The sequence below is a fragment of the uncultured Pseudomonas sp. genome, from assembly GCF_913774235.1.
Taxonomy (GTDB): domain Bacteria; phylum Pseudomonadota; class Gammaproteobacteria; order Pseudomonadales; family Pseudomonadaceae; genus Chryseomonas.
This window is the reverse complement of the sequence record NZ_CAJYDW010000012.1, coordinates 108,475-133,573: the sequence shown is the minus strand read 5'-3', so window position 1 is coordinate 133,573 and position 25,099 is coordinate 108,475. Positions and strand designations below refer to the sequence as shown.

Below are 25,099 nucleotides of genomic sequence, written 5' to 3'. Positions count from 1 at the left end.
CGCGCCCGGAGCCGCCAGGCTCCGGGCTGCCGTCACGGCCCATCATGAAACTCAACGCCAACCAGCTGGGCAAACAGCTCCAGGGCTCCCTGGCCGCCGTCTATGCCGTCAGCGGTGACGAACCCCTGCTCTGCCAGGAAGCCAGCGACGCCATCCGCGGTGCCGCCCGTGCCCAGGGCTTCGACGAACGCGAGGTCTTCGACGTCGACGCCAGTTTCGACTGGGGTCGCCTCTACGAGGCCGGTGCCAGCCTGTCGCTGTTCGCCCAGAAACGCATCCTCGAACTGCGCCTGCCCACCGGCAAGCCGGGCGACAAGGGCTCCGCCGCCCTGCTCGACTACCTGGCCCGCCCCGCCGAGGACACCCTGCTGCTCATCAGCCTGCCGCGCCTCGATGCCGCCGCCCAGAAGACCAAATGGGCCAAGGCCCTGCTGGAGCACGACCAGGCGCAATTCGTGCAGATCTGGCCGGTGGAACTGGCGCAGTTGCCCCAGTGGATCAACCAGCGTCTGTCGCGCCTGGGGCTGGCCGCCACCCCCGAGGCCGTCGACCTGATCGCCGAACGGGTGGAGGGCAACCTGCTGGCCGCCGCCCAAGAGATCGAGAAGCTGCGTCTGCTCACCGAAGGTGCCCAGGTGGATGCCGAGACCGTGCGCGCCTCGGTGGCCGACAGCGCCCGCTACGATGTCTTCGGTCTGCTGGACGCCGCCCTCGCCGGTGACGCGGCCCACGCCCTGCGCATCCTCGAGGGCCTGCGCGGCGAAGGCGTGGAAGCTGCCGTGGTGCTCTGGGCCCTGGCCCGGGAAATACGACTGCTGGCCAACCTGGCGCAATTGCAGGAAAGCGGCACGCCGCTGGAGCGCGCCTTCACCCAGGTCAAACCGCCGGTGTGGGACAAGCGTCGCCCCCTGGTGACCCGCGCCCTGCAGCGCCAGGGCGCCCGCCGCCTGGAAACCTTGCTGCGCGACGCCCAGGTGGCCGACGAACAGATCAAGGGCCAGGCGCCGGGGGATGTCTGGCTGACCCTGGCCAGTCTCGCCCTGCAGCTCGCCGGCAAGCGCCTGGCCCTGGGCAAGCCCTAGCACCTCTTGTAATAGGCGGCCCTTGCACTAGACTGGCGTGCCCCCATTTAGGGGGAGTATCCATCCCACCGGAGCACGCACGCATGGCCAAGAAATACAGCCGCGGCCCGAACAAGGCCAAGGTCCTCGTCTGCGATCCCCGCTATCGCTCACGCCAGGAAAAGCCCGCCAAGGGCAAAGGCAGCTACCGCCGCGAAGCCTTCTCGTTCAACGACGAGAAGGCTTCGGTCTTTCTGGCGGCCTGAAAGGCGGTTACCAGACGCGAGGACGTGGAGCGTGCTAAGGTGACGGCTCCTGCCTAGACGTCCGGTGGAGATAGATGCAACTCGGGAAATCCCGCGGATTCAAGACTGGCGGCCTGCTCGCCGGTACCCTGGTCACCCTGCTGACCGCCGCCCTGGCCGCCTGCGCCCAGAACCAGTCCACGCCGACTGCGGTGCCCTCCTCTCCTGCTTCGCCTGCCCCTGCATCCGCCACGACGACGCCAGCCATGGCCGCCGAAGCCATGCCGCAACCGGACGAAAGCTTCGAACAATGGCGTAGCCGTTTCCGTGCCCTGGCGCTGAGCCGCGGTATCTCGGCCGCCACCTTCGACCAGGCCTTCGTCGGCGTCGAACCGGATCCAGCGGTGATCGCCGCCGATCGCAGCCAGCCGGAGTTCACCAAGCCGGTGTGGGAATACCTGAACACCGCCGTCTCGCCGCTGCGGGTGCGCAATGGCAAGAACCTGATCATCCAGCAGGCCGGCCTGCTGGCCGCCCTGGAAGCGCGTTACGGCATCGAGCCCGCCCGGCTGGTGGCCTTCTGGGGCATGGAAAGCAACTACGGCAACAACATGGGCAACAAGGGGGTGATCCGCTCCCTGGCCACCCTGGCCTATGAAGGGCGCCGCCCCGACTTCGCCCAGGACCAGCTCATCGCCGCCCTCGGCATCCTGCAGCATGGCGACGTCACCGCTGATCGCATGATCGGCTCCTGGGCCGGTGCCATGGGCCAGACCCAATTCATCCCCACTACCTACGACCAGTACGCGGTGGACTTCGACGGCGACGGTCGCCGCGACATCTGGGGCTCCACCGCCGACGCCCTGGCCTCCACCGCCAACTACCTCAAGGCCTCCGGTTGGCAGGACGGCAAACCCTGGGGCTACGAGGTGCGGGTGCCGGCCAATTTCGACTACAGCCTGGCCGACATGAGCGTGCGCAAGACCCTGGCCGAATGGACGGCGCTGGGCATCCAGGGGCTCGACCTGCCGCAGCCGGCAGCCCAACCGAGCGACAGCGCCTCGCTACTGCTGCCGGCCGGGTATCGCGGCCCCGCCTTCCTGGTCTTCAACAACTTCCGCACCATCCTCAAGTACAACAACTCGACCTCCTACGCCTTGGGCGTGGCGCTGCTCTCGGAGCGCTATCGCGACGCCGGGCAGATCGCCGCCAGCTGGCCCACCGACGACCTGCCGTTAAGTCGCAGCGAGCGCGTCGAACTGCAACAACGCCTAGCGGCCCTCGGCCTGGATCCGGGCAGTGCCGACGGCATCATCGGCGCCAACACCCGCAAGGCCATCCGCGCCTACCAGCAATCCCAGGGCTGGCCCGCCGACGGCTATCCCAATCATCAGTTGCTGGAAAAACTGCGCAGCTGATACCCCGTCCCGACGATCCTCAGCGTGCACGAGTCGGCATTCTGAGGATCGCCATCCAGGTGCAATGAGCAAACTACGACCGCCAAGGTCGAACGCGAGTCGCGTCGCCCGGGGTACTCGAAACGCCCGGGCTCCATTCAAGCCAAGGAACCCGAGATGAGTATTGCCGCCAACGCAGGACGCCTCCCCGACGAGAACACCCTGACCCATCTGCCGCGCCTGGTGGCGCGCTACTACAGCGACCGTCCCGACCCCAGCGATCCGGGTCAGCATGTGGCCTTCGGCACCTCCGGGCACCGCGGCTCCTCGCTCAAGGGCAGCTTCAACGAGTGGCACATCCTCGCCATCACCCAGGCCATCTGCGAATACCGTAAGGCCCAGGGTGTCGACGGCCCGCTGTTCATGGGCATGGACACCCATGCGCTGTCCGAGCCGGCCTTCATCTCCGCCCTGGAAGTCCTCGCCGCCAATGGCGTGGAGGTACGCATCGACGCCGGTTGCGCCGAGACCCACGGCGAGCCGGGCTACACGCCCACCCCGGCCCTGTCCAACGCCATCCTCGAATACAACGCTGGGCGCCGCTCGGGCCTGGCCGACGGCATCGTCATCACCCCGTCGCACAACCCGCCGGCCGATGGTGGCTTCAAGTACAACCCCACCAATGGCGGCCCGGCCGACACCAATGTCACCAAATGGATTCAGGACCGCGCCAACGCCCTGCTGGTGGCCGGCCTGGAAGGCGTCAAGCGGATGGATTACCGCCAGGCGCTCAAGGCGTCCACCACCCAGACATTCGACTTCATCGACAGCTACGTCGGTGGCCTGGGCCAGGTCATCGATCTGGAGGCCATCCGCGGCTCCGGCCTGACCTTCGGCGTCGATCCCCTGGGCGGCGCCGGGGTGCACTACTGGCCGCGCATCGCCGAGCGCTATGGCCTGCCGCTGGAAGTACTGTCGACCCGCGTCGACCAGACCTTCCGTTTCATGCGCCTGGACTGGGACGGCAAGATCCGCATGGATTGCAGCTCGCCCCACGCCATGGCCGGCCTGATCGAGAACAAGGACAGATTCGACGTCTCCTTCGCCTGCGACACCGACCATGACCGCCACGGCATCGTCGCCCGCTCCGTGGGCCTGCTCAATCCCAACCACTACCTGGCGGTGGCCATCGAATACCTCTTCACCCATCGCCCGCAGTGGAGCCAGCAGGCCGGCATCGGCAAGACCCTGGTGTCCTCCTCGATGATCGACCGCGTGGCCCAGGGCATCGGCCGCCAGGTGATTGAAGTGCCAGTAGGCTTCAAGTGGTTCGTCGACGGCCTGCTGGACGGCAGCCTGGGCTTTGGTGGCGAGGAATCCGCCGGGGCCTCCTTCCTGCGCAAGGCCGGCGGCGCCTGGTCCACCGACAAGGACGGCCTCATCCTCGGCCTGCTGGCCGCGGAAATCACCGCCGTGACCGACAAGGACCCGGGCGAGCGCTACCAGGCCCTGACCGAGCGCTTCGGCGCCCCGGTGTACCAGCGCATCGACGCCGCCGCCGACCGCGAGCAGAAGGCGCGGCTGAGCAAGCTGTCCGCTGCCCAGGTCACCGCCAAGGAGCTGGCCGGCCAGCCGATCACCGCCATCCTCACCGAGGCCCCCGGCAACGGCGCCGCCATCGGTGGCCTCAAGGTGGTCACCGAGAACGGCTGGTTCGCCGCCCGTCCCTCCGGTACCGAGGACGTCTACAAGATCTACGCCGAGAGCTTCGAGGGCGAAGCCCACCTGGGGCGCATCCAGGAAGAGGCCAAGGCGCTAGTGGATGGCGTACTGCGCGGGTAACGGCGCTCATCCCCCCCTCTCCCGAAGGGAGGGGGGGCTAGAAGCGGAGCGGAGTGGGGCTAGAGATTCCGCCTCCAACATGAAAAAGGGCAGCCACTAGGCTGCCCTTTTTCATGACGACGCCAGGATCAGTTTATCTTGGTGCCGTGCGCCTGCTGGTCGGCGTGGTACGAAGAGCGCACCAGGGGACCAGAAGCGACGTTCTTGAAGCCCATCTTGGCGCCTTCCTCGGCATACCAGGCGAAGGTATCCGGGTGGACGAAGCGCTGCACCGGCAGGTGGTTGCGCGAGGGCTGCAGGTACTGGCCGAGAGTCAGCATGTCGATCTCGTGCTCGCGCATGCGCTGCATGACCTCGATGACCTCCTCGTCGGTCTCGCCCAGGCCCAGCATCAGGCCGGACTTGGTCGGTACGTGGGGTACGCGCTTCTTGAAGTTCTGCAGCAGGTCCAGCGACCACTCGAAGTCCGAACCCGGGCGCGCGGCCTTGTACAGGCGCGGGACGGTCTCCAGGTTGTGGTTGAACACATCCGGCGGCTCCTGCTCGGTAATGGCCAGGGCCACGTCCATGCGCCCGCGGTAGTCCGGCACCAGGGTCTCCAGCTGGATGCCCGGGGACAGCTTGCGGATCTCGCGCAGGCAGTCGACGAAGTGCTGGGCACCGCCGTCGCGCAGGTCGTCGCGGTCCACCGAGGTGATCACCACGTATTTGAGGCCGAGGTCGGCGATGGCCACTGCCAGATTCTTCGGCTCGTCCACGTCCAGCGGCTTCGGCCGGCCATGGCCGACGTCGCAGAAGGGGCAGCGACGGGTGCAGATATCACCCATGATCATGAAGGTGGCTGTGCCGCCGGAGAAGCACTCGCCCAGGTTCGGGCAGGAGGCCTCTTCGCAGACACTGTGCAGCTTGTGCTTGCGCAGCAGTTGCTTGATGCGCTCGACCTCGGGGGTGACCGGGATGCGCACGCGGATCCAGTCAGGCTTGCGCGGCAGCTCTTCGGTGGGAATGATCTTCACCGGGATGCGCGCGACCTTCTCGGCCCCCCGCAGCTTGACGCCGGCTTCCACCTTGCTGGGGCGGGCGGGCGGGGTGAGGGTCTGGACGCTGTCTTGTACTGTCGTGGTCATGTCAATCCGATTCCAGGGTGATCGGTTCGGGGTAGCCCAGGCGGACGCTCAGGTGACGCACCAGAGCCTCGCGGACCTCGTCGAAAGCTAGTGGCCCGGTCACCAGATCGCGTAGCTGGGTCATGGCCAGGCCGGCATAACCGCAGGGGTTGATCCGGCGGAACGGCGCCAGATCCATGTCAACGTTGAGCGCCAGGCCGTGGAACGACCGGCCATTACGAATGCGCAGCCCGAGGGAGGCGATCTTGGCCCCCTCCACGTAGACGCCCGGCGCATCGGCCCTGGCCTCCGCGCGCACATCCCAGTCGGCGAGCAGGGCGATCAGGCTGTCTTCCATGGCGCTGACCAATTCTCGCACGCCCAGGCCCTTGCGGCGAACGTCCAGCAACACATAGGCGATGAGCTGACCCGGCCCATGGTAGGTGACCTGGCCACCGCGATCGACCTGCACCACCGGAATGTCCCCCACGGCGAGCAGGTGCTCGGGCTTGCCGGCCTGGCCCTGGGTGAAGACCGCCGGATGCTGCAGCAACCAGAGTTCGTCGGGCGTCTGAGCATCGCGCTCGTCGGTGAAGCGGCGCATGGCTTCGAGGGTCGCCTCGTAGGGTCTCAGGCCCCAGCGGCGCACGCCCAGGCTCACCGGGGCGGGAGTCGTCATCAGATCACCATGTGCACGCGGCCCGTGGCGCGCAGATCCTGGTGAATGGCCTGCAGCTGATCCACGCCGGTGGCGGTGATGAGCACCTGCACGGACAGGAAGCGGCCGTTGCGGCTGTCGCGGGTCACCAGGGTGCCGCGATCCAGATCCGGGGCGTGGCGCTGCACGGTATCGAGCACCAGTTCGGCGAAATCGGCACCGGCATCGCCGATCACCTTGATGGGATAGCGCGGGCAGGGAAATTCGATCTTGGGAGGTTGAACGTCTTCGGTCATGCGGACTTCCAGGCCGACCGCTGTCGGCAGGGGGTGAAAGGCCCGCGAGTGCGGGCCTTTCCGGGACAACGGATCAGTTGAACAATCCGTAGAAGAACAGGCGAATGCTATCCCACAGGCGACGGAAGAGGCCACCCTCCTCGACCGGCTGCAGGGCAACCAGGTCGGCGGTGTGCACCACCTTGTCATCCAGCTTCACCTCGACCTTGCCGATCACCTGGCCCTGGGCGATGGGCGCGATCAGCTGCGGGTTGAGCACCATCTCGGCATGCAGCTTCTTGGCCTGGCCACGCGGCAGGGTCATGGTCAGGTCATTGGCCAGACCGGCCTGGACTTCCCTGGCGTCACCTTTCCACACCGGCGCCTTGGCCAGCTCGGTGCCCTTCTTGTAGAAGGATTGGGTTTCGAAGAAGCGGAAGCCGTAGGTCAGCAGCTTCTGGGTCTCGGCGGCGCGTGCCTGCTCGCTGTTGGTACCGAATACCACGGCCACCAGGCGCATGCCGTCGCGCACGGCGGAAGCCACCAGGCAGTAGCCGGCTTCGTCGGTGTGGCCGGTCTTCAGGCCGTCGACGGTCTTGTCGCGCCACAGCAGCAGGTTGCGGTTGGGCTGCTTGATGTTGTTCCAGAAGAATTCCTTCTGGGAGTAGATGGCGTAGTGCTGGGCATCGGCGTTGATGATGGCGCGCGCCAGGATGGCCATGTCATGGGCCGAGGAATAGTGATTCGGGTCCGGCAGGCCGGTGGCGTCCATGAAGTGGGTGTTCTGCATGCCCAGCTTCTGCGCGGTGGTGTTCATCATGTCGGCGAAGGCGTCTTCGCTGCCGGCGATGTGCTCGGCCAAGGCGACGCTGGCATCGTTGCCGGACTGGATGATGATGCCGTGCAGCAGGTCACCGACCGACACCTGGGTGCCGACCTTGATGAACATCCGCGATCCGCCGGTACGCCAGGCGTGCTCGCTGACGGTGACCATGTCGGATTCCTTGATGCGACCCCGGTTGATTTCCAGGGTGGCGATGTAGGCGGTCATCAGCTTAGTCAGGCTGGCCGGCGGCAGGCGCTGGTCGGAGTTGGATTCGGTGAGCACGGCGCCGCTGTTGGCGTCCATGAGAATCCAGGCCTTGGCAGCCAGCTGGGGCGCCGCCGGAATCATTGTCTCGGCCGCCCAGACGGCCGGGACACAGGCGATCGTTACTAGGAAGAGCAGGCGTCGAGCGAGTTTTGCGATTGTCATCCGAATCTCTGAAAGGTTGGGGTATGGCAGGAGCAGCGGACCCAGACCGCACGACCCACGGCGATCCGCGCGGGGCGGATCACCATGGCAGGGGCCGGCGACTGGGCGTCATGAAGCATCCTTGCTTCAATCCGGTTGCACGAGAGACGCCTGACCCAGCCGGGCCACGCGTACGCTGTTCTGGAGCTGGGCGACTTCAGCCGGCTGGACCGGTCCGAGACGGACCCGATGCAAGGTCTGCTGGTTGCGCACCGTCGAGCTGATGAACACCGGGGCACCGGTCAGGTCGCTGAGCTTGTCCTTGAGCAATTCCGCAGCGTCCGGATTGGCGAAGGCCGCCACCTGCAGATAGAGCCCAGCGGCTGGGGCAGAAACGTTTTTTTTTGCGTCGACGGCAGCCGGCGTCACCGGTTCGGCGTGCTGGTTGACCGGCGGGGTATAGGTCTCGATGGCGCCGAAGGTCTGCACCTCGGTGGTCTTCTGGGCCACCGGCGCCTGGCGCGGCTGGGCCAGCACCATGGGCACCGCCTGGCCACGCTGGGCCCAGTACTGCTGCGGATCTATGCCCTCGACGCTGACGCGGGCGGTGCCGATCTCGGCATAGCCGAGTTTCTTGGCGGCGGCGAAGGACAGGTCGATGACCCGGTCGGAATAGAAGGGACCGCGGTCGTTGACGCGCAGGATGACGCTACGGCCATTGTCCAGGTTGGTGACCCGCACGTAGCTGGGCAGCGGCAGCGTCTTGTGCGCCGCGGTCATGCCATAGAGGTCGTAGGTCTCGCCGTTGGCGGTAGCCTGGCCGTGGAACTTGGTGCCGTACCAGGACGCAGTGCCGGTCACGCGATAGTTGCGCGCGTCGGTCAGCGGGAAATAGGTCTTGCCCAGCACGGTGTAGGGATTGTTCTTCAACGGCCCGTTGTAGGGCATGGGCACGGCGTCGGGGATCTTGCTGACGTCCACGTCCCACCAGGGCGCGCCGTCGCGATGGGGACGCAGGTAGCCGCCCGGTCCGGCAACCCCCTTGCTGGTCGGCTTGGGAGCCTGACTGGAGCAGCTTACCAGCAGCAGGCCGAGCCCCAGGCAGCCGGCCAGGCGTGCCAGGGTAGTCAGACGCATCACGGCTTGGCGCCCTCGGCGGCATGCCGCTCAGCGATGGCATTGGCCAGATCGGTCACCGCCATGGCGTACATGACGCTGCGGTTGTAACGGGTAATGGCGTAAAAATTGGGCAGGCCCATCCAGTACTCCGGTCCCTTGTCTCCGTCGAGGCGGAACGAGGTTACACGCAAATCGTCGCGCAGGGCAGGGTCCTGGGCGTTCCAGCCCAGGGCGCGCAGCTCGGCGACGCTCTTGACCGGCTCTATCCCGGGCACCACGCCCTCCTCCACCCGATTGCCACTGACCTGGGCGCGGATGGCAGTGGGACCGCCGCCGGACCAGCCGTGGCGCTTGAAGTAGTTGGCCACGCTGCCGATGGCGTCGGTGGGATCGGACCAGATGTTGATGTGGCCGTCGCCGTCGAAGTCCACCGCATAGGCGCGGAAGCTGCCGGGCATGAATTGCGGCAGCCCCATGGCCCCGGCGTAGGAACCGGTCAGGCTGAGGGGATCGACCTGCTGCTCCCGGGCCAGCAACAGGAATTCACGCAGCTGGCTGCGGAAGAAGGGTGCACGGGGCGGATAATCGAAGGCCAGGGTTGAAAGCGCATCCAGCACCCGGTAGTTGCCGGTGTTGCGTCCGTAAAAGGTTTCCACGCCGATGATGGCGACGATGAACTGGGCCGGCACGCCGAATTCGCGCTCGGCGCGCGTCAGGGCTTCCTCGTGGGCCTTCCAGAACTCCACGCCCTGGGCGATGCGGCGATCGGTAATGAAGATAGGACGGTATTCGCTCCACGGCTTGACCCGTTCGGCTGGGCGCGAGATGGCGTCGAGGATGGCCTGCTTGCGCTCGACCTCGCCGAACAGCGCCTGCAGCTGTTCCGGGGCGAAGCCATAGCTCTGACTCATCTCGGCGATGAAGTCGCGCGCCAGCGGTGCCGTGTCGTAGTCTCCCGCGACGACGCCGGTCGTCACGCCCATCGCACCCGCCAAGCCGAAGCCCTGCAGGCAGCGACGCATCCATCCCATTATCGGCATCTAACCCTTCTTCATTACCTGTTAAACCTGGGCGATCCACTTGCGATGCGTGTGGATCGACATCAAAACTCCGAACCCGGTGAGCAAGGTGACCACCGAGGTACCGCCATAACTGATGAACGGCAGCGGCACGCCCACGACGGGCAAGAGGCCGCTGACCATGCCGATGTTGACGAAGACATAGACAAAGAAGGTCATGGTGACGCCGCCGGCGAGCAACTTGCCGAACAACGTCTGGGCCTGCACCGTGATGGTGAGGCCGCGACCGATGAGCAGCAGATAGAGCACCAGCAGCAGGCAGACGCCGACCATGCCGAACTCTTCGCCGAGGACGGCAATGATAAAGTCCGTGTGACTTTCCGGCAAAAAATCCAGATGAGACTGGGTGCCCAGCAGCCAACCCTTGCCGAACACCCCGCCCGAGCCGATGGCGGCCTTGGACTGGATGATGTTCCAGCCGGCGCCCAGGGGGTCCATTTCCGGATCGAGGAAGGTCAGGATGCGACGCTTCTGGTAGTCGTGCAGCACGAAGAACCACATGGCCACCGCCATGGGCACAGCGGCGCTCACCGCACCGATCAGCCAGCGCCACTGCAGACCGCCGACGAACAGCACGAAGCCGCCCGAGGCCAGCACCAGCATGGCAGTGCCCAGGTCGGGCTGGTCGAGGATCAGCACGAAGGGCACCACCACCAGCGACAGGCTGATCAGGCTGTGCTTGAAGTTCGGCGGCAGGCTGCGCTTGGACAGGTACCAGGCCATCATCATGGGCATCAAGAGCTTCATGAATTCCGACGGCTGGAAGCGGATTACCCCAGGGATGTTGATCCAGCGGGTGGCACCCATGGCGTTGTGGCCCATGACGTCCACCACCACCAGCAGTGCCACCCCGACCACATAGCCCAGGGGCACCCAGCGCGCCATGAAACGCGGTTCGAGCTGGGCGACGATGGCCATGGCCACCAGGCCGAGACCGAAGGAGCTGGCCTGCTTGAACAGCAGGTCGAGGTTGCGCCCGCCCGCCGAATAGAGCACGAAAAGCCCCGTCGCGCCCAGCATGAGCAGCAGGATCAGCAAGGGGCCATCGATATGCAGGCGCTGCAGCAGGGTAGCGCGCCGCTTCATCACATCCCCTTCGGGGATGGTGCGATCGAAGTTGGGAGCGAGACTCATGGCTGCACCTTGGTCGCGGAAGCGGTGGCACCAGCGGTGCCGGGCTTGGCATATTCGGCCTTGAGATGCCCCTGCTCGTCCAGCAACCACGCATCGAGCACCTGGCGCACCACCGGGGCGGCCACGCCGCTACCGGATTCGCCGTTCTCGACCATCACCGCCACGGCGATCTGCGGATTGTCCGCGGGGGCGAAGGCAACGAACAGGGCATGGTCACGGTGCCGCTCCTTGAGCGCCGCCGAGTTGTACTTCTCGTTCTGACGAATGGCGACCACCTGGGCGGTACCGCTCTTGCCGGCGATGCGGTACTGGGCGCCGACATTGATCTTGTGCGCGGTACCGCGCGGATTCTGCACCACCATTTCCATGCCGTGGATGGCGCGATCCCAGTAGCTGTCGTCGCGAAGCTGGATGTCAGGCATGGGATTGCTGTCCACTGGAGGCTGGCCGTCCAGGGTTCTCGCCAGGTGCGGACGAATCCACTTGCCATGATTGGCGATCAGGGAGGTGACCTGGGCCAGTTGCAGCGGAGTCACCTGCATGTAGCCCTGGCCGATGCCGAGGATCAGCGTCTCGCCGGGAAACCAGGCCTGGCGGCGGGTAGCGCGCTTCCACTGGCGCGAAGGCATGAGGCCCGGTGCTTCCTCGAACATGTCCAAGGAAACCTTCTGCCCGAGACCGAACTTGCCCATGTACTCGGCAAGGCGATCGATGCCGATCTTGTGGGCAAGATCGTAGAAGTAGGTGTCGTTGGATCTCATCAGGGCCATGTCCAGATCCACGTAGCCATCGCCGCCGTGGTTCCAGTTGCGGTACTTGTGATCGTAGTTGGGCAACTCGTAGTAGCCCGGATCGAATACCCGCGCCTGGGGCGTGGTCGCGCCGCTGTCGAGGCCGGCGATGGCCACCGCCGGCTTGATGGTCGAGCCCGGCGGATAGAGGCCGCGCAGCACCCGGTTGTAGAGCGGGCGATCAATGGAGTCGCGCAGCTCGGAATATTCCTTGAAGCTGATCCCGGTGACGAAGGGATTGGGGTCATAGCTCGGCTGGCTGACCATCGCCAGCACCTCGCCGGTCTTGGGCTGGATGGCGACGATGGCGCCGCGGCGCCCACCCAGGGCCGCTTCGGCGGCGGCCTGCAGCCGCGAGTCGATGGTCAGGACGATGTCCTTGCCCGGCTTGGGGTCGGTGCGATTGAGCACCCGCAGGACCCGGCCGCGGGCGTTGGTCTCGACTTCTTCATAGCCCACCTCGCCATGCAGCTCGGGCTCGTAGAAGCGCTCCACGCCGGTCTTGCCGATGTGGTGGGTGCCGCTGTAGTTGACGGGGTCCAGGCGCTTGAGCTCCTGCTCGTTGATCCGCCCGACATAGCCCACCGAATGGGCGAAGTGCTCGCCCATGGGATAGTGCCGCACCAGTTGCGCCGTCACCTCGACCCCGGGCAGGCGGAACTGGTTGACGGCGATCTTGGCGATCTGCTCCTCGGTCAGCTCGAACAGCACCGGCACCGGCTCGAAGGGGCGCCGGCCCTGCTTCATGCGCTTCTCGAACAGCTCACGGTCTTCCTCGGTCAGACCCAGGACCTGCACCAGGGTATCGAGGGTCTGCCGCCAGTTGTCGGCCCGCTCGCGGGTGATGGTCAGACTGAAACTGGGACGGTTGTCGGCAACGATGATGCCGTTGCGGTCGTAGATCAGGCCGCGGGTGGGCGGGATCGGCTGGACATGGACCCGATTGTTTTCCGACAGGGTCGAGTGGTAGTCGTGCTGGATGACCTGCAGGTAGTACATGCGCGCCACCAGTACGCAGGCGAGCACGAGAAAGAGCACCGCCCCAACGATCACGCGGGCGCGGACGAGCTGGGCGTCTTTCTCGTGGTCCTTGAGGCGTATGGGTTGCGACATCGCAGGTATGGACTACTTGTGATACGGATGGCCGGCCAGTACGGTCCAGGCGCGATAGAGCTGCTCACCGACGAGGATGCGCACCAGGGGATGCGGCAGGGTCAAGGGCGAGAGCGACCAGCGCTGTTCGCTGCGTGCCTGCACCTCGGGAGCGAGGCCCTCGGGACCGCCGACCATGAGGTTGACGGTGCGGGCTTCCAGGCGCCACTGCTGGAGTGTTTCAGCCAGTTGCTCGGTGCTCCAGGGCTTGCCGGTGACCTCCAGGGTCACCACACGCTCCCCCGGCTGCACCTTGGCCAGCATGGCCTCACCCTCCTGGCGGATCAGCCGGGCGACGTCGGCGTTCTTGCCGCGGGTCTGCAGCGGGATCTCGACGAGTTCCAGCGGCAGCTCCGGCGGCAGGCGCTTGACGTACTCGTGCCAGCCCTCCTCGACCCAGCGCGGCATGCGCGAGCCGACGGCGATGAGACGCAGGCGCACGGGCGTTATTCGCCGTGGGCGGCGCGGCTCTGCTCGGCACCGCGCCAGAGGCGCTCGAGGTCATAGAACTCGCGGGTGGTCGGCAGCATGACATGGACGACCACGTCGCCCAGGTCCAGCAGGGCCCATTCGCCGCCTTCCAGGCCTTCACTGCCCAGCGGGCGCACGCCCTGCCCCTTGACCCTTTCCAGCACGTTGTCGGCCAGCGACTTGACGTGGCGGCTGGAGGTGCCGCTGGCGATGACCATGATGTCGGTCACGCTGGTCTTCTCGCGCACGTCCAGGGAGACGATGTCCTGGGCCTTCATGTCTTCCAGGGCGGCGATGGCCACCTGGACGAGTTGTTCGCTTTGCATGGTGTAGCTCTTACCTCGGTTCGGAGGACGCCGGATAGAGTCCGTGCGTCCGGATGTAGTCAAGCACGGCATCGGGCACCAGGAAGCGGATGGACTTCCCGGTGGCCAGGAGGCCGCGGATCTGGGTAGCGGACACCGCGAGCGGGTTCTGCCAGATGAAGGTGATCTGCCCGCCCGGCCCCTTGAGGGCCTGGGGATCGGGCTGACTGCGCGCCGCCAGGAAATCTCGCAGTTCCTGACAGGGCTCGCTGTCGGCATCGGGCCGTTGCAGGACCAGGATGTGACACAACTCCAGCAACTCGCGCCAGCGATGCCAGGTCGGCAAGCCGCAAAAGGCGTCCCAACCGAGCATGAGCAGGAGCTGCACCTCATCGCCGAGTTCGGCGCGCAGGCTTTCCAGGGTCTCTATGGTATAGGAGTGGCGCGTCCGGCGCAGTTCCCGGTCATCGACCACCAGCGGCGCGCTGTCCGCCACCGCCAGCCGCACCATCGCCAGCCGATCCTCGGCCGCGACGCTGGGCGCCTCGCGGTGCGGCGGCCGAGCGCTGGGAATCAGCCGCAGTTCGTCCAGCGCCAGGGCCTCGGCCACCTCCAACGCCGCGCGCAGGTGGCCGATGTGCACGGGATCGAAGGTACCGCCGAACAAGCCGATGCGGGTGGGCAGGCTGCTCATCAGCTACGGACGTGACCGTCGCCGAAGACCACGTATTTCTCGCTGGTCAACCCTTCCAGGCCTACCGGCCCGCGGGCATGCAGCTTGTCGGTGGAGATACCGATCTCGGCGCCCAGGCCGTATTCGAAGCCGTCGGCGAAGCGGGTCGAGGCATTGACCATCACCGACGCCGAGTCGACCTCGGTGAGGAAGCGTCGGGCATCGCTGAAGTTCTCGGTGACGATGGCATCGGTGTGCTGCGAGCCATAGGCGTTGATGTGCTCGATGGCTGCATCGAGGCCGTCCACCACCCGAATGGACAGGATCGGCGCGTTGTACTCGGTACGCCAATCCTCTTCGGTGGCGAGCAGGACGTCAGTGCCGAGCAGTGCCCGGGTCCGTTCGCAACCGCGCAATTCCACCTGCTTATCGCGGTAGATGGCGGCCAGCGGCGGCAGCACCCGCTGGGCGATGGCGGCATGCACCAGCAGCGTTTCCATGGTATTGCAGGGTGCGTAGCGCTGGGTCTTGGCGTTGTCGGCGATGCGGATGGCCTTGTCGAGGTCGGCAGCACGGTCGATGTAGACGTGGCAGATGCCGTCCAGGTGCTTGATCACCGGTACCCGGGCATCGCGGCTGATGCGCTCGATCAGGCTCTTGCCACCACGCGGCACGATGACGTCAACGTATTCCGGCATGGTGATGAGTGCGCCGACCGCGGCCCGGTCGGTGGTCTCCACCACCTGGACCAGTTCGGCCGGCAGGTCGGCTTCGGCGAGGCCGGCCTGGATGCAGGCGGCGATGGCCTGGTTGGAATGGATAGCCTCGGAGCCGCCGCGCAGGATGGTGGCGTTGCCGGACTTCAGACAGAGGCTGGCGGCATCGATGGTCACGTTGGGCCGCGACTCGTAGATGATGCCAATGACGCCCAGCGGCACACGCATCTTGCCCAGCTGGATGCCCGAGGGCACGTATCTCATGTCACGGATCTCGCCGATGGGATCGGGCAGCGTCGCGACCTGGCGCAGGCCTTCGATCATGTCGTCGATGCGCTTGGGCGTCAGCGCCAGGCGATCGAGCATCGCCGGCTCCAGGCCGTTAGCCCGGGCAGCGCTCAGGTCCTGCTCGTTGGCGGCGCTCAACTCGGCGCGACGGGCGTCCAGGGCGGCGGCGGCGGCCAGCAGAGCACGGTTCTTCTGGGCGGTGCTGGCCCGGGCGGCAACCCGCGACGCGGCACGCGCTGCCTGGCCAAGACGGGTCATGTAGGCGGAGACGGACTCGGTCATGGTCGGCAGCCTGCGAAAGACGATGGGAAAGCTGTGCAGTATAGCGTCGCCACGCCCCGGGCGGCCAGCGCCGAAGGCCCTGGGGATATGGTATTGCGATTTCGATTCGGTTGACTCGCCACGGCCTGTCGGGAATCATCCGCGGCTGGATTTGCCGTTCAGCTTGCGTTCAGCTATTCACCAGTAGCCGGAACCGTTCCAGCCCTGCGTCGACCGGGTGCTGCAGCGACGCCCCAAAGCCTGTTAAACGTCTCGCGAGCTAGAGACAAACCAGGCGAAAATGGTTGAGGAAGCGGATCGGACCCGCGCTCGGGTTTACGAGTGGTAAATGAGCATTCCGAAGCCATTTTCAACGCAGTTTGGCCGACGCGCAGCAGACTTTGAACAGGCTCTAACAGCCTTCACGGAAAGAACCATGCCCAAGCACCTCACCCTGTCCCTCGGTTTGCTCGCCCTGCTGATCCATGCCGAAGCCACCTGGGCAGCCGCTGCCGATACGACGCCGACCGCCGCTGCCGTGCAGGCCCTGGAAGCCCAACTGAAGAAGACGCCCCAGGACCCGGATGCCCTGGGCAAGCTGGGTAGCGCCCGCCTGGCACAGAAGCGCTATGCCGATGCCGAGCAGCTGCTCACCCAGGCCGTCCAGAAAGGCGGCAAGACCTGGCAGCCAGCCCTGGACGAGGCCCGCTACCACCATCTGCTGGAACGCGCCCATGCCGCCGAGGCCAAGCGCAACCTGGACCAGGCGCGCGACTTCAGCGTCGAGGCCATTCGCCTCAAGCCCGAGGCGGTCGAGGCGCAGCTGTTCCTCGCCGGCATCCAGAGTCAGCAGCGCCAATGGGAGCTGGCCGAGGCCACCTATCGCCAGGTGCTGATGCGCGAGCCGGCCAATGTCGACGCCTACTATGGCCGCATCGCCGCGCTCAACGAGCTGGGTCGCACCGAAGAGGCCATGCAGCTGACCAAGAACCTGCAGCCGAGCGCCCAGACCCAGGTCAAGGGCCTGGATCGCCTGCGCGCCGGCCAGGCCATGCAGGAAGCCGAGGCCGCCGAAGCCCGCGGCGACCTGCAAGGTGCCTCGCGCCTGCTGGAGCAGGCACGCAAGGAATCGCCGGACGACCCCTGGCTGCGCCTCGCCCAGGCCCGTCTGGAGGTTCGCCAGGGCCGGCCGCGCGCCGCGCGCGACCTGGTGGACAGCCTGGTCAAGGATGGCGCCCAGCGCCCCGAGGTGCTCTACGCCAGCGCCCTGCTGTCCAACGAGCTGGGGGAGTACCAGCGGGCCATGCAGACCCTGATGCGCATTCCCCAGGCGCAGCGTTCGCCTGACATGAACGCCCTGGCCGCGCGCATCACCTTCAACGAGCAACTGGCCGAAACCGTGGCCCTGGCCAAGCAGGGGCGTCGCGAAGAGGCGCGCAGCCTGATGAAGCGCCTGGAAGCCCGCGCCGGTCGCAATCCCGACCTGATCGGCGATCTGGCCGAGGCCTTCGCCACCGCCGGCGATCCCGAACACGGCCTGGAACTGCTCAAGCCGCTGATCAGTGGCGACACCCGCCCGGCTCCGGCCATGCAGCTGCACTACGCCAGCATCCAGCTGCAGCTGAACCAGGACCAGACCGTGGGCAACGTGCTGCGTGACCTGCAGGGCGTGGTCCTCGACAGCGGCGAGAAGCAGCAGTACGACGACCTGCTCGCCCGCTACCGCATCCGCCAGGCCGACCGCCTCACCGATCAGGGCAAGCTGGCCGCCGCCTACGACACCCTGGCCCCGGCACTCAAGGCCCGGCCCGACGACAAGGCCGCCCAGGCCGCCCTGGCGCGCATGTACCTGGCCAGCGGCGACACCCAGAAGGCCCGCCAGCTCTACCGCGACGTCCTCAGCGACCAGCCCAAGGACGCCGAACTCTATCTGGGCGCCGCCGAGATCGCCGCCAAGTCCCAGGACAGCGTCACCGCGCGCCAGTACCTGGACCAGGCGGTCAAGCTCGGTCAGAGCGACCCGCTGGTGCTGCGTCGCGCCGCCCTGCTCTACCGCGACATCGGTATGGCCGGTACCGCCACCAGCCTGCTGGAGCAGGTGGTGCAGGTGGAGCGCAAGGATCGCGAGTCCGCCGCCCGTGCCGCCGGTGCCAGCGACAACCCCTTCGCCGCCCTGCCCGGCCAGACGCGCAGCGCTGATGCCCTGGCCGCCGTCCCGGCCGCCGTCGGCGGCAATGCCGGTAGCGCCGACTATGCCTGGACCGATCCGCTGCAGGCGCAGAAGGCTGCCGACAACCCCTTCAACGACCTGTCCGTGGTGCCCACCAGCAGCCTGTCGAGCAGCCTGGCCACCGAGCAGATCCTCGGCCAACTGCAGCGCGAGCGCAGCATCCGCATCACCCAGGGCCTGAACGTGCGCAGCTACGACCCCAGTGGCAGTTCGCGCCAGACCACCGTCAGCGCGCCGCTGGAGATCTCCTTCCCGGCCGGCGACCAGCGCCTCGCCGTGCGCGTCACCCCGACCCGCATCAATGACAGCAGCAGCGACGGCAGCCAGAAGGAAAACGGCGTGGCGGCGTCCCTCGCCGTGGAAAATGCCGGTCGCGGGCTCAAGGGCGACATCGGCGTTTCGCCGGTGGGCCTGAGATACAGCACCGTGGTCGGCGGTGCGACCCTGGAGCGCCCGCTGAGCAGCCTCAGCGAGAACCTGCTCTACGCCCTGAGCGTGTCGCGCCGCTCGGTGACCGATTCGCTGGCCTCCTACGGCGGCATCCGCGATCCACGCACCGGCCAGGAGTGGGGTGGCGTCACCGCCAACGGCGGCCTGGCCCGCCTGCGTTATGACGATGGCCGCTATGGCTCCTACATCTACGGCGCGGCCCATCGCCTGACCGGCCACGACGTCAAGGACAACGACCGCTTCGAGATCGGCACCGGCGTCTACTACTACCTGCGCAATGGCCCGGACAGCCTCTTCACCGTGGGCCTCTCGGCCACGGCGATCGGCTACGACAACAACCAGAACCATCTGACCTACGGTCACGGCGGCTACTTCAGTCCGCAGCGCTACTTCGCCATCGGCGTACCCCTGGTGTGGGCGCAGCGTGGCGACCTCTGGGCCTACCAGGTACAGGGCATGCTGGGCGTCCAGACCATTCGCCAGGACGCGGCGGATCGCTATCCCGACGACGCCGCCTTGCAGGCCGCGGCAGAAGCCGCTGGCGAAGGCCAGTACGGCAGCAAGAGCAAGACTGGGGTGGCCTATAGCCTCTCGGCCAATGGCGAGTACCGTCTCAGCGGCCAGTTCGCCCTGGGCGGTCGCCTGGGCCTGGACAACGCCCAGGACGAGCGCGACGTCAACGGCAACCTCTACCTGCGCTACTTCTTCGAAGAGCAGGAAGGCCGACCGCAACTCTCGCGCCCGCAACCCTACCGGTCGCGGAACGAAGAGTAAGGACGAAGGCCCGCGCGAGCGGGCCTTTTTTTTGCCCCCAGGCACCGCGTCTATCGCCCCCGAAACGACCGCCCATCCTCGCGTTCGTCGCCACTGCAACCGCCGCCGCGGCAAACCGCGCCTTTCGTCCGAACCGCGGCCGTGGTGACGTTGACGACCCCGCTATGCCCGCCAACCATTCCTATCGAAACGGCTGAACGAGGCGCTGTTCCGTTCGCTCCGCTTCGATGCCCGTATAAGCATATTTCATTGGTAGGTCACGAACCCCGCGTGACAGTATTCGCAAAAAATGACACCTAGTGGCTTTTAGCCATTAATTTGACGCCAAACAGCTGCCCAGCCCCCTCGACCTTCCGGAATCAGCCATGGTCCGTTCTCTGGATATTGCCAATCTGTTTCGCTCCTTCGGCGGTGATCCGCAGCGCTACCAGGAGTTCGAGGCGCCGGAAGCTCAGTTGCATGAGACGGTCCCGCCGGCTGTCCCTCTGCCGCAGCTGGCCCCACGCGCACCGGTCATCGCGATTGCCGAGCTGGCCACTCAGCCTGAGCCGGGCGAATTACCACCGCTGTCGCGGGAGCTGGCGCAGTTGCACAGCAGCCGCCAGGCCAGCCAGGCCGTCGCCGCCCTGGATCAGGCCCTGCATCGCACCCTGCCAGCGCTGACCGGTCCGGTGCTGGCGCTGACCTCGGCCCGGGGCGGAACCGGCAAGACGGTCATCGCGGCCGGCTTGGCCCAGGCGCTGAGCCGCAGCGGCCAGCCGGTGCTGCTGGTGGAGCTGGACAGTCAGAACGTGCTGTCTTCGCTGTTGCTGCAGGAGGCCTCGTCCACCACCGGCTCGAGCAAGGCGCCGCTCTCCATCTGCCTGGCGGTGGACGACCGCCTGCGCCTGGTGCCCTTCGGCACCCCCGACGACCTCGACCTGCAGGCCCTGGAGCAGGCGCTGACGACCGACGGCCAGTGGCTGAGCCGGCGCCTGCAGGCGCTCGAGGTGCCGGCCGACACCCTGGTGATCCTCGACTGCCCCACGGGCTCGACGCCCCTGAGTCGTCAGGCCCTGGCCCTGGCCACCCGGGTTCTTGGGGTGACGACCGCGGATGCGACCGGCTATGCCAGTCTGCCGCGTCTCGAACGCCAGTGGCAGGGCTGTACCGCCCAGGCCAATCCGCTGCATCTGCTCAACCGGGTCGACCCTGACCGCCCCCTGAGTCAGGACATCGCCGCCATCGTGGCGCAAGCCTGGGGCGAGCGGCTGCTGGGTGTATTGCCGGAAAGTCCCGAACTGGAACAGGCCCTGGCGCTAGGCCAGGGCCTGGCCAGCGTCCAGGACGCCTGGGCACGCCGCCTCGGCGAACTGGGCCAGGTGTTGCTCGACGAGCTTCGACCGACCGTCCGTCACGCAGCGCGTTCCTAGCCATGGGCTTTCTCGACCGCCTGGAGCAGGTTCGCCGGCGCCGCACGCTGCGCGGTGCCAACGCCCCGTCCGAGCTGCCCGCGGCGCCGCCGTCGCTGCAACTGCTGGCCTGGACCGCCGCCGCGCTGCTGGTTGCCCTGCTGGTGAGCGTCCCCCTGGCGTTGGCAGAGCAGGCGCTGTTCGCCAGTGGCTGCTTCGTCGCCGCCCTGCTGCTGCGCCGGCTGCCCGGACGCCTGCCGGTGATCCTGCTGGTGATGCTGTCGCTGCTGGCCTCGCTGCGTTATCTCTACTGGCGCCTCACGTCCACCCTGGGCTTCGAGACGCCGCTGGAGATGCTGCTAGGCTATGGACTGGTAGCCGCCGAACTCTATGCCCTGGCCGTGCTGGTATTCGGCTATCTGCAGACCATCTGGCCGTTGCGGCGGTCACCGCTGCCGATGCCGGACGACCCCGCGCAATGGCCGACGGTGGATGTCTTCATCCCCACCTACAACGAAGCCCTGAGCATCGTGAAGCTGTCGATCCTGGCGGCCCAGGCCATCGACTGGCCGCGCGACAAACTGCGCGTGCACGTGCTCGACGACGGCCGCCGCGAGGACTTTCGCCACTTCTGCGCGACCGCCGGCGTCTCCTACCTGGTGCGCGAGAACAATGAGCATGCCAAGGCTGGCAATCTCAACGCGGCGCTCAAGGTGACCGACGGCGAATACATCGCCATCTTCGATGCCGACCACGTGCCGACCCGCTCCTTCCTGCAGGTCTGCCTGGGCTGGTTCCTCCGGGACCCGCAGCTGGCCATGCTGCAGACGCCACACTTCTTCTTTTCCCCGGATCCCTTCGAGAAGAACCTCAAGACCTTCCGTACCGTGCCCAACGAGGGCGAGCTGTTCTACGGCCTGGTGCAGGACGGCAACGACCTGTGGAACGCCGCCTTCTTCTGCGGCTCCTGCGCGGTGATCCGGCGCTCGATGCTGGAAGAGATCGGCGGGGTGGCCACCGAGACGGTGACCGAGGACGCCCATACCGCGCTCAAGCTCAATCGCCTGGGCTACAACACCGCCTACCTCGGCATTCCCCAGGCGGCCGGCCTCGCCACCGAGAGCCTATCGCGCCACATCGCCCAGCGCATTCGCTGGGCCCGCGGCATGGCGCAGATCTTCCGCACGGACAATCCGCTGCTGGGCAAGGGCCTCACCTTCGGCCAGCGCCTCTGCTACCTGAATGCCATGCTGCACTTCTTCTACGGGCTGCCACGGCTGGTGTTCCTCACCGCGCCGCTGGCCTACCTGCTGTTCAGCGCCCAGATCTTCCACGCCTCGGCGCTGCTGATCACCTGCTACGTGCTGCCCCATGTGCTGCACTCGAACCTGACCAACTCGCGCATCCAGGGCCAGTTCCGCTATTCGTTCTGGAACGAGGTGTACGAAACGGTCCTGGCCTGGTACATCCTGCGCCCCACGCTGCTGGCGCTGATCAACCCGCGGCTGGGCAAGTTCAACGTGACCGACAAGGGCGGCATCATCGCCCGCGACTACTTCGACTGGGAGTTGGCACGCCCCTACATCGTCCTGCTGCTGCTCAACCTGCTCGGCCTGGTGGTCGGTATCGGGCGGCTGTTCCTCGGCGACCCCGAGGCGGTGACCACGGTCGCCATCAACCTGGCCTGGACGCTCTACAACCTGGTGATCGCCAGTGCCGCCGTGGCGGTGGCCAGCGAGACCCGCCAGGTGCGTGCCGAGCCGCGGGTGAGCGCCACCCTGCCGGTCGAGCTGATCCTCGCCGACGGTGCCCGCTTGCCCTGCACCACCCAGGACTTTTCCCAGAGCGGTCTGGGCCTGCGCCTGCCCGAGGGTGTCGAGGTCGCCGAAGGCACCCCGGTACACATAGAGCTCACCCGCAACGGCCAGGCGCGCCGCTTTCCCGCCACCGTGGTGTTCAGCCGCAACAACGCCGTGGGTACCCGTTTCGCCGACCTCAGCGTCACCGAGCAGCGTGAGCTGGTCCGCATGACCTTTTCCCGTGCCGACCTTTGGGCCGAAGCCTGGGGTAACCACCAGCCGGACTCGCTGCTGGGCTCCTTGCGCGGCGTCGGCCTGATCGGCCTGCGGGGCGTCACCGAACTCAATCGCAACTTCTGGCGCACGAGCCGACGCCTCTGGCGCCAGACGCCCTCCTCTTCCGCCCCCTTGGACCGCCCATGACCGTGTCGCTTCGTCTCCTTCCGCTCCTGCTCACCGCCTTGGGCGCCGCGCCCGCCGTCGCTCTGGACCAGGCCACGCCGCCGGTAGCCATGGCCGGCACTGGTTACGACAACAGCTTCAAGCAACTGGGCGCTGTCTACCCCTTCAACCTGCGGGGGATCGACGGCCGCGACGGAGTCAGCTTCGATATCCGTGCCGACGAGATCGTCAGCGCGGCCAAGGTGACGCTGAACTACACCTATTCGCCGGCACTGCTGCCGGATCTGTCCCAGCTCAACGTCCTGGTCAACGACGAGGTCGCCGCCAGCATCCCGCTGCCCAAGGAGACCGCCGGCATCCCGCAGACGCGTACGGTGGACATTCCGCCGCGCCTGATCACCGAATTCAATCGCCTGAGCATCCAGCTGGTCGGCCACTACACCATGCAGTGCGAGGACCCGCTGCACTCCAGCCTGTGGGCCAAGGTGAGCAATGCCAGCCGCCTGGAAGTCCAAGTCACCCGCCTGGACCTGACGCCAGACCTGGCGCGCCTGCCGCAACCCTTCTTCGACCGCCGCGATGCCCGCCCCCTGGAGTTGCCCTTCGTGATCGCCGGGACGCCGGACGACGGCACCCTGGAAGCCGCCGGCACCCTGTCCTCCTGGTTCAGCGCCCTGGCCAGCTATCGCGGTGCCCGCTTCCCCAGCAGCCAAACCGCGCTGCCGGCCAAGGGTAATGCGGTGGTACTGGTGACCAGCGAAGAACGCGCCAAGACCCTCGGCCTGAGCCTGCCGGCCCCGACCGGGGCGCGGGTAGACATCCTGGTCAACCCCTTCGATCCCCAGGGCCAGCTGCTGGTGATCTCCGGTCGCGATGCCGGCGAACTCAAGCGTGCGGCGGCCGCCGTGGCCCTCGGCCACCAGACCCTGTCCGGTCCGGGCATGGCCATCGATGGCCTGCAGACCCTGCAGCCGCGCCAACCCTACGATGCTCCCAACTGGCTGCCGAGCGATCGTCCGGTGCGCCTGGGCGAACTGGCGACGCCCAAGCAGCTGGCCGTCTCCGGCTACGATCCGGGCACCGTGACCGTCCCGCTGCGCCTGCCGCCGGACCTGTTCCTCTGGCGCAACGACGGCCTGCCGCTGCACCTCAAGTACCGCTACACGCCGCAGCCGGTGTCGACCAATTCCTCGCTGCTGGTGAGTTTCAACGACCGGTTCGTCCAGTCCATCCCGCTGCCCGGCCAGGAACGCCTGGACAGCGGCCTGCTGGCGCTGATCAAGAACGAGGAACTGCCGCGCGAGGCGGACATCCGCCTGCCCCTGGACGGCGAAGCGCTCCAGGCTCGACTACAGTTCCGTTTCATGTACGACTACATAAAGCAAGGCGAATGCCGCGACGTCATCATCGACAACATGCGCGGCACCCTCGAACCGGACTCCACCCTGGACCTGTCCGGCTATCGGCATTTCATCGCCCTGCCCAACCTCGGCGTGTTCAAGGACAGCGGCTTCCCCTTCACCCGCCTGGCGGACCTCAGCGAAACCGCGGTGATCCTGCCGGATGCGCCTACGCCGGCTGAGATCGATGCCTATCTGAACGTGCTCGGTCGCTTCGGCACCTCCACCGGCTATCCCGCCACCGCTGTCACGGTGGCGCGCGCCGCGGCCATCGATCGACTGGCCGACAAGGACCTGCTGCTGATCGCCAGCGGCACCGACCAGCCGTTGCTGCAACGCTGGGCCGCTCAGTTGCCCGCTGGCTTCGACGGCGCCCAGCAGCGCTTCGAGGTATCCGACCTGGCCTTCCGTCTGCGCCAGTGGTTCAGCTCCGACCGCGAGGCCAGCCTGCAGCGCAGCCGCGCGGCGCTGAGCGCCAGCGGTAGCCTGACCGGTGCCTACGTGGCCGGCTTCGAATCGCCGCTCAAGAGCGGTCGCAGCGTCGTCGCCTTGGTCGCCGCGCGTCCCGAAGGGCTGGCGGACATCAGCCGCGCCCTCACCACCCGGGAGGACTACGCCCAGGCCCTGCAAGGCAGCCTGGCCACGGTACGCGGCGAGCAGGTGGAAAGCCTGGTGGCCGACGAGACCTATCATGTCGGCAGTCTCGGCCCGCTGCTCTATGCCCGCTGGCAACTGGCACGCCATCCGCTGCTGATGCTGCTGCTGAGCGCCGTGGGCGTGGCCCTGCTCGCCGGACTGGTCTACGCCGCCCTGCGCGCCCGTGCCCGCCGCCGTCTGGAGCGCTAG

Annotated in this window: 20 protein-coding genes; 8 read left to right on the top strand and 12 right to left on the bottom strand. The window is 66.9% G+C overall.

The genetic code is table 11. The annotated features are described in order from the left end of the window. The first annotated feature begins 44 nt into the window (after positions 1–44). The 4 genes from holA (at position 45) to pgm (ending at position 4,545) form a co-directional block, all read left to right on the top strand. Positions 45–1,082 (top strand): DNA polymerase III subunit delta, encoded by a 1,038-nt coding sequence (holA, locus tag QZ471_RS10165; protein WP_295463288.1) that lies wholly within the window; start codon positions 45–47, stop codon positions 1,080–1,082. Positions 1,083–1,165: 83 nt separating this feature from the next. Continuing rightward, positions 1,166–1,327 carry an alternative ribosome rescue factor ArfA gene (gene arfA / locus QZ471_RS10160; protein WP_295463286.1) on the top strand — a complete coding sequence of 54 codons (162 nt, stop codon included), beginning with the start codon at positions 1,166–1,168 and terminating at the stop codon, positions 1,325–1,327. 74 nt (positions 1,328–1,401) lie between these two features. Beyond that, positions 1,402–2,724: a lytic murein transglycosylase gene (locus tag QZ471_RS10155; RefSeq protein WP_295463285.1), complete on the top strand. Its 1,323-nt coding sequence runs from the start codon at positions 1,402–1,404 to the stop codon at positions 2,722–2,724. A gap of 156 nt (positions 2,725–2,880) precedes the next feature. Then, positions 2,881–4,545 (top strand): phosphoglucomutase (alpha-D-glucose-1,6-bisphosphate-dependent), encoded by a 1,665-nt coding sequence (pgm, locus tag QZ471_RS10150; protein ID WP_295463283.1) that lies wholly within the window; start codon positions 2,881–2,883, stop codon positions 4,543–4,545. Between the two features lie 128 nt (positions 4,546–4,673). Here pgm and lipA read toward each other — a convergent pair whose 3' ends face one another. From lipA to QZ471_RS10090, 12 genes are all read right to left on the bottom strand, one after another. After that, positions 4,674–5,672 (bottom strand): lipoyl synthase, encoded by a 999-nt coding sequence (gene lipA, locus QZ471_RS10145; protein WP_295463281.1) that lies wholly within the window; start codon positions 5,670–5,672, stop codon positions 4,674–4,676. Between the two features lies 1 nt (position 5,673). Continuing rightward, positions 5,674–6,330 (bottom strand): lipoyl(octanoyl) transferase LipB, encoded by a 657-nt coding sequence (lipB, locus tag QZ471_RS10140; protein WP_295463279.1) that lies wholly within the window; start codon positions 6,328–6,330, stop codon positions 5,674–5,676. Then, on the bottom strand, positions 6,330–6,605 hold the full coding sequence (locus tag QZ471_RS10135) for a DUF493 domain-containing protein (RefSeq protein WP_058762176.1): 276 nt from the start codon (positions 6,603–6,605) through the stop codon (positions 6,330–6,332). The genes lipB and QZ471_RS10135 overlap by 1 nt, the downstream gene beginning before the upstream one ends. 73 nt (positions 6,606–6,678) lie before the next feature. Next, entirely contained in the window at positions 6,679–7,839 is a 1,161-nt protein-coding gene (locus tag QZ471_RS10130) for a D-alanyl-D-alanine carboxypeptidase family protein (RefSeq protein WP_059229859.1), read from the bottom strand. Between the two features lie 126 nt (positions 7,840–7,965). Further along, positions 7,966–8,955 (bottom strand): septal ring lytic transglycosylase RlpA family protein, encoded by a 990-nt coding sequence (locus QZ471_RS10125; protein ID WP_295464677.1) that lies wholly within the window; start codon positions 8,953–8,955, stop codon positions 7,966–7,968. Next, on the bottom strand, positions 8,955–9,959 hold the full coding sequence (gene mltB / locus QZ471_RS10120) for a lytic murein transglycosylase B (protein ID WP_295464675.1): 1,005 nt from the start codon (positions 9,957–9,959) through the stop codon (positions 8,955–8,957). Before mltB ends, QZ471_RS10125 begins: the two co-directional genes overlap by 1 nt. A gap of 39 nt (positions 9,960–9,998) precedes the next feature. Further along, positions 9,999–11,102 (bottom strand): rod shape-determining protein RodA, encoded by a 1,104-nt coding sequence (gene rodA / locus QZ471_RS10115; RefSeq protein WP_295464673.1) that lies wholly within the window; start codon positions 11,100–11,102, stop codon positions 9,999–10,001. Between the two features lie 44 nt (positions 11,103–11,146). Next, the gene (gene mrdA / locus QZ471_RS10110; RefSeq protein ID WP_295463275.1) at positions 11,147–13,054 is read right to left on the bottom strand and encodes a penicillin-binding protein 2; all 1,908 of its coding nucleotides are present in this window, start codon (positions 13,052–13,054) and stop codon (positions 11,147–11,149) included. Between the two features lie 12 nt (positions 13,055–13,066). Continuing rightward, positions 13,067–13,534: a 23S rRNA (pseudouridine(1915)-N(3))-methyltransferase RlmH gene (gene rlmH / locus QZ471_RS10105; protein ID WP_007159668.1), complete on the bottom strand. Its 468-nt coding sequence runs from the start codon at positions 13,532–13,534 to the stop codon at positions 13,067–13,069. Between the two features lie 5 nt (positions 13,535–13,539). After that, positions 13,540–13,890 (bottom strand): ribosome silencing factor, encoded by a 351-nt coding sequence (rsfS, locus tag QZ471_RS10100; RefSeq protein WP_295463267.1) that lies wholly within the window; start codon positions 13,888–13,890, stop codon positions 13,540–13,542. A 10-nt stretch (positions 13,891–13,900) separates the two neighbouring features. Beyond that, positions 13,901–14,563 (bottom strand): nicotinate-nucleotide adenylyltransferase, encoded by a 663-nt coding sequence (gene nadD, locus QZ471_RS10095; RefSeq protein WP_059229864.1) that lies wholly within the window; start codon positions 14,561–14,563, stop codon positions 13,901–13,903. Next, positions 14,563–15,828 carry a glutamate-5-semialdehyde dehydrogenase gene (locus QZ471_RS10090; RefSeq protein ID WP_295463264.1) on the bottom strand — a complete coding sequence of 422 codons (1,266 nt, stop codon included), beginning with the start codon at positions 15,826–15,828 and terminating at the stop codon, positions 14,563–14,565. The genes nadD and QZ471_RS10090 overlap by 1 nt, the downstream gene beginning before the upstream one ends. 415 nt (positions 15,829–16,243) lie before the next feature. Here QZ471_RS10090 and QZ471_RS10085 point away from each other — a divergent pair, with 415 nt between their 5' ends. The 4 genes from QZ471_RS10085 (at position 16,244) to bcsB (ending at position 25,099) form a co-directional block, all read left to right on the top strand. After that, complete coding sequence (locus tag QZ471_RS10085; protein WP_295463262.1) at positions 16,244–19,261, top strand: cellulose biosynthesis protein BcsC; 3,018 nt, start codon at positions 16,244–16,246, stop codon at positions 19,259–19,261. A gap of 365 nt (positions 19,262–19,626) precedes the next feature. After that, a complete protein-coding gene (locus tag QZ471_RS10080) occupies positions 19,627–20,673 on the top strand; it encodes a cellulose synthase operon protein YhjQ/BcsQ (RefSeq protein WP_295463260.1) in 1,047 nt (348 codons plus the stop codon). Between the two features lie 2 nt (positions 20,674–20,675). Then, positions 20,676–22,874: a UDP-forming cellulose synthase catalytic subunit gene (gene bcsA / locus QZ471_RS10075; protein WP_295463258.1), complete on the top strand. Its 2,199-nt coding sequence runs from the start codon at positions 20,676–20,678 to the stop codon at positions 22,872–22,874. After that, positions 22,871–25,099, top strand: a complete 2,229-nt coding sequence (bcsB, locus tag QZ471_RS10070) for a cellulose biosynthesis cyclic di-GMP-binding regulatory protein BcsB (RefSeq protein WP_295463255.1) — start codon at positions 22,871–22,873, stop codon at positions 25,097–25,099. The genes bcsA and bcsB overlap by 4 nt, the downstream gene beginning before the upstream one ends.

What these genes read in the sequence shown, in the direction of transcription:
- holA (WP_295463288.1), top strand. Translation starts at nt 45, where the DNA reads ATGAAACTCAACGCCAACCAGCTGGGCAAACAGCTCCAGGGCTCCCTG.
- arfA (WP_295463286.1), top strand. Translation starts at nt 1,166, where the DNA reads ATGGCCAAGAAATACAGCCGCGGCCCGAACAAGGCCAAGGTCCTCGTC.
- QZ471_RS10155 (WP_295463285.1), top strand. Translation starts at nt 1,402, where the DNA reads ATGCAACTCGGGAAATCCCGCGGATTCAAGACTGGCGGCCTGCTCGCC.
- pgm (WP_295463283.1), top strand. Translation starts at nt 2,881, where the DNA reads ATGAGTATTGCCGCCAACGCAGGACGCCTCCCCGACGAGAACACCCTG.
- lipA (WP_295463281.1), bottom strand. Translation starts at nt 5,672, where the DNA reads ATGACCACGACAGTACAAGACAGCGTCCAGACCCTCACCCCGCCCGCC.
- lipB (WP_295463279.1), bottom strand. Translation starts at nt 6,330, where the DNA reads ATGACGACTCCCGCCCCGGTGAGCCTGGGCGTGCGCCGCTGGGGCCTG.
- QZ471_RS10135 (WP_058762176.1), bottom strand. Translation starts at nt 6,605, where the DNA reads ATGACCGAAGACGTTCAACCTCCCAAGATCGAATTTCCCTGCCCGCGC.
- QZ471_RS10130 (WP_059229859.1), bottom strand. Translation starts at nt 7,839, where the DNA reads ATGACAATCGCAAAACTCGCTCGACGCCTGCTCTTCCTAGTAACGATC.
- QZ471_RS10125 (WP_295464677.1), bottom strand. Translation starts at nt 8,955, where the DNA reads ATGCGTCTGACTACCCTGGCACGCCTGGCCGGCTGCCTGGGGCTCGGC.
- mltB (WP_295464675.1), bottom strand. Translation starts at nt 9,959, where the DNA reads ATGCGTCGCTGCCTGCAGGGCTTCGGCTTGGCGGGTGCGATGGGCGTG.
- rodA (WP_295464673.1), bottom strand. Translation starts at nt 11,102, where the DNA reads ATGAAGCGGCGCGCTACCCTGCTGCAGCGCCTGCATATCGATGGCCCC.
- mrdA (WP_295463275.1), bottom strand. Translation starts at nt 13,054, where the DNA reads ATGTCGCAACCCATACGCCTCAAGGACCACGAGAAAGACGCCCAGCTC.
- rsfS (WP_295463267.1), bottom strand. Translation starts at nt 13,890, where the DNA reads ATGCAAAGCGAACAACTCGTCCAGGTGGCCATCGCCGCCCTGGAAGAC.
- nadD (WP_059229864.1), bottom strand. Translation starts at nt 14,563, where the DNA reads ATGAGCAGCCTGCCCACCCGCATCGGCTTGTTCGGCGGTACCTTCGAT.
- QZ471_RS10090 (WP_295463264.1), bottom strand. Translation starts at nt 15,828, where the DNA reads ATGACCGAGTCCGTCTCCGCCTACATGACCCGTCTTGGCCAGGCAGCG.
- QZ471_RS10085 (WP_295463262.1), top strand. Translation starts at nt 16,244, where the DNA reads ATGCCCAAGCACCTCACCCTGTCCCTCGGTTTGCTCGCCCTGCTGATC.
- QZ471_RS10080 (WP_295463260.1), top strand. Translation starts at nt 19,627, where the DNA reads ATGGTCCGTTCTCTGGATATTGCCAATCTGTTTCGCTCCTTCGGCGGT.
- bcsA (WP_295463258.1), top strand. Translation starts at nt 20,676, where the DNA reads ATGGGCTTTCTCGACCGCCTGGAGCAGGTTCGCCGGCGCCGCACGCTG.
- bcsB (WP_295463255.1), top strand. Translation starts at nt 22,871, where the DNA reads ATGACCGTGTCGCTTCGTCTCCTTCCGCTCCTGCTCACCGCCTTGGGC.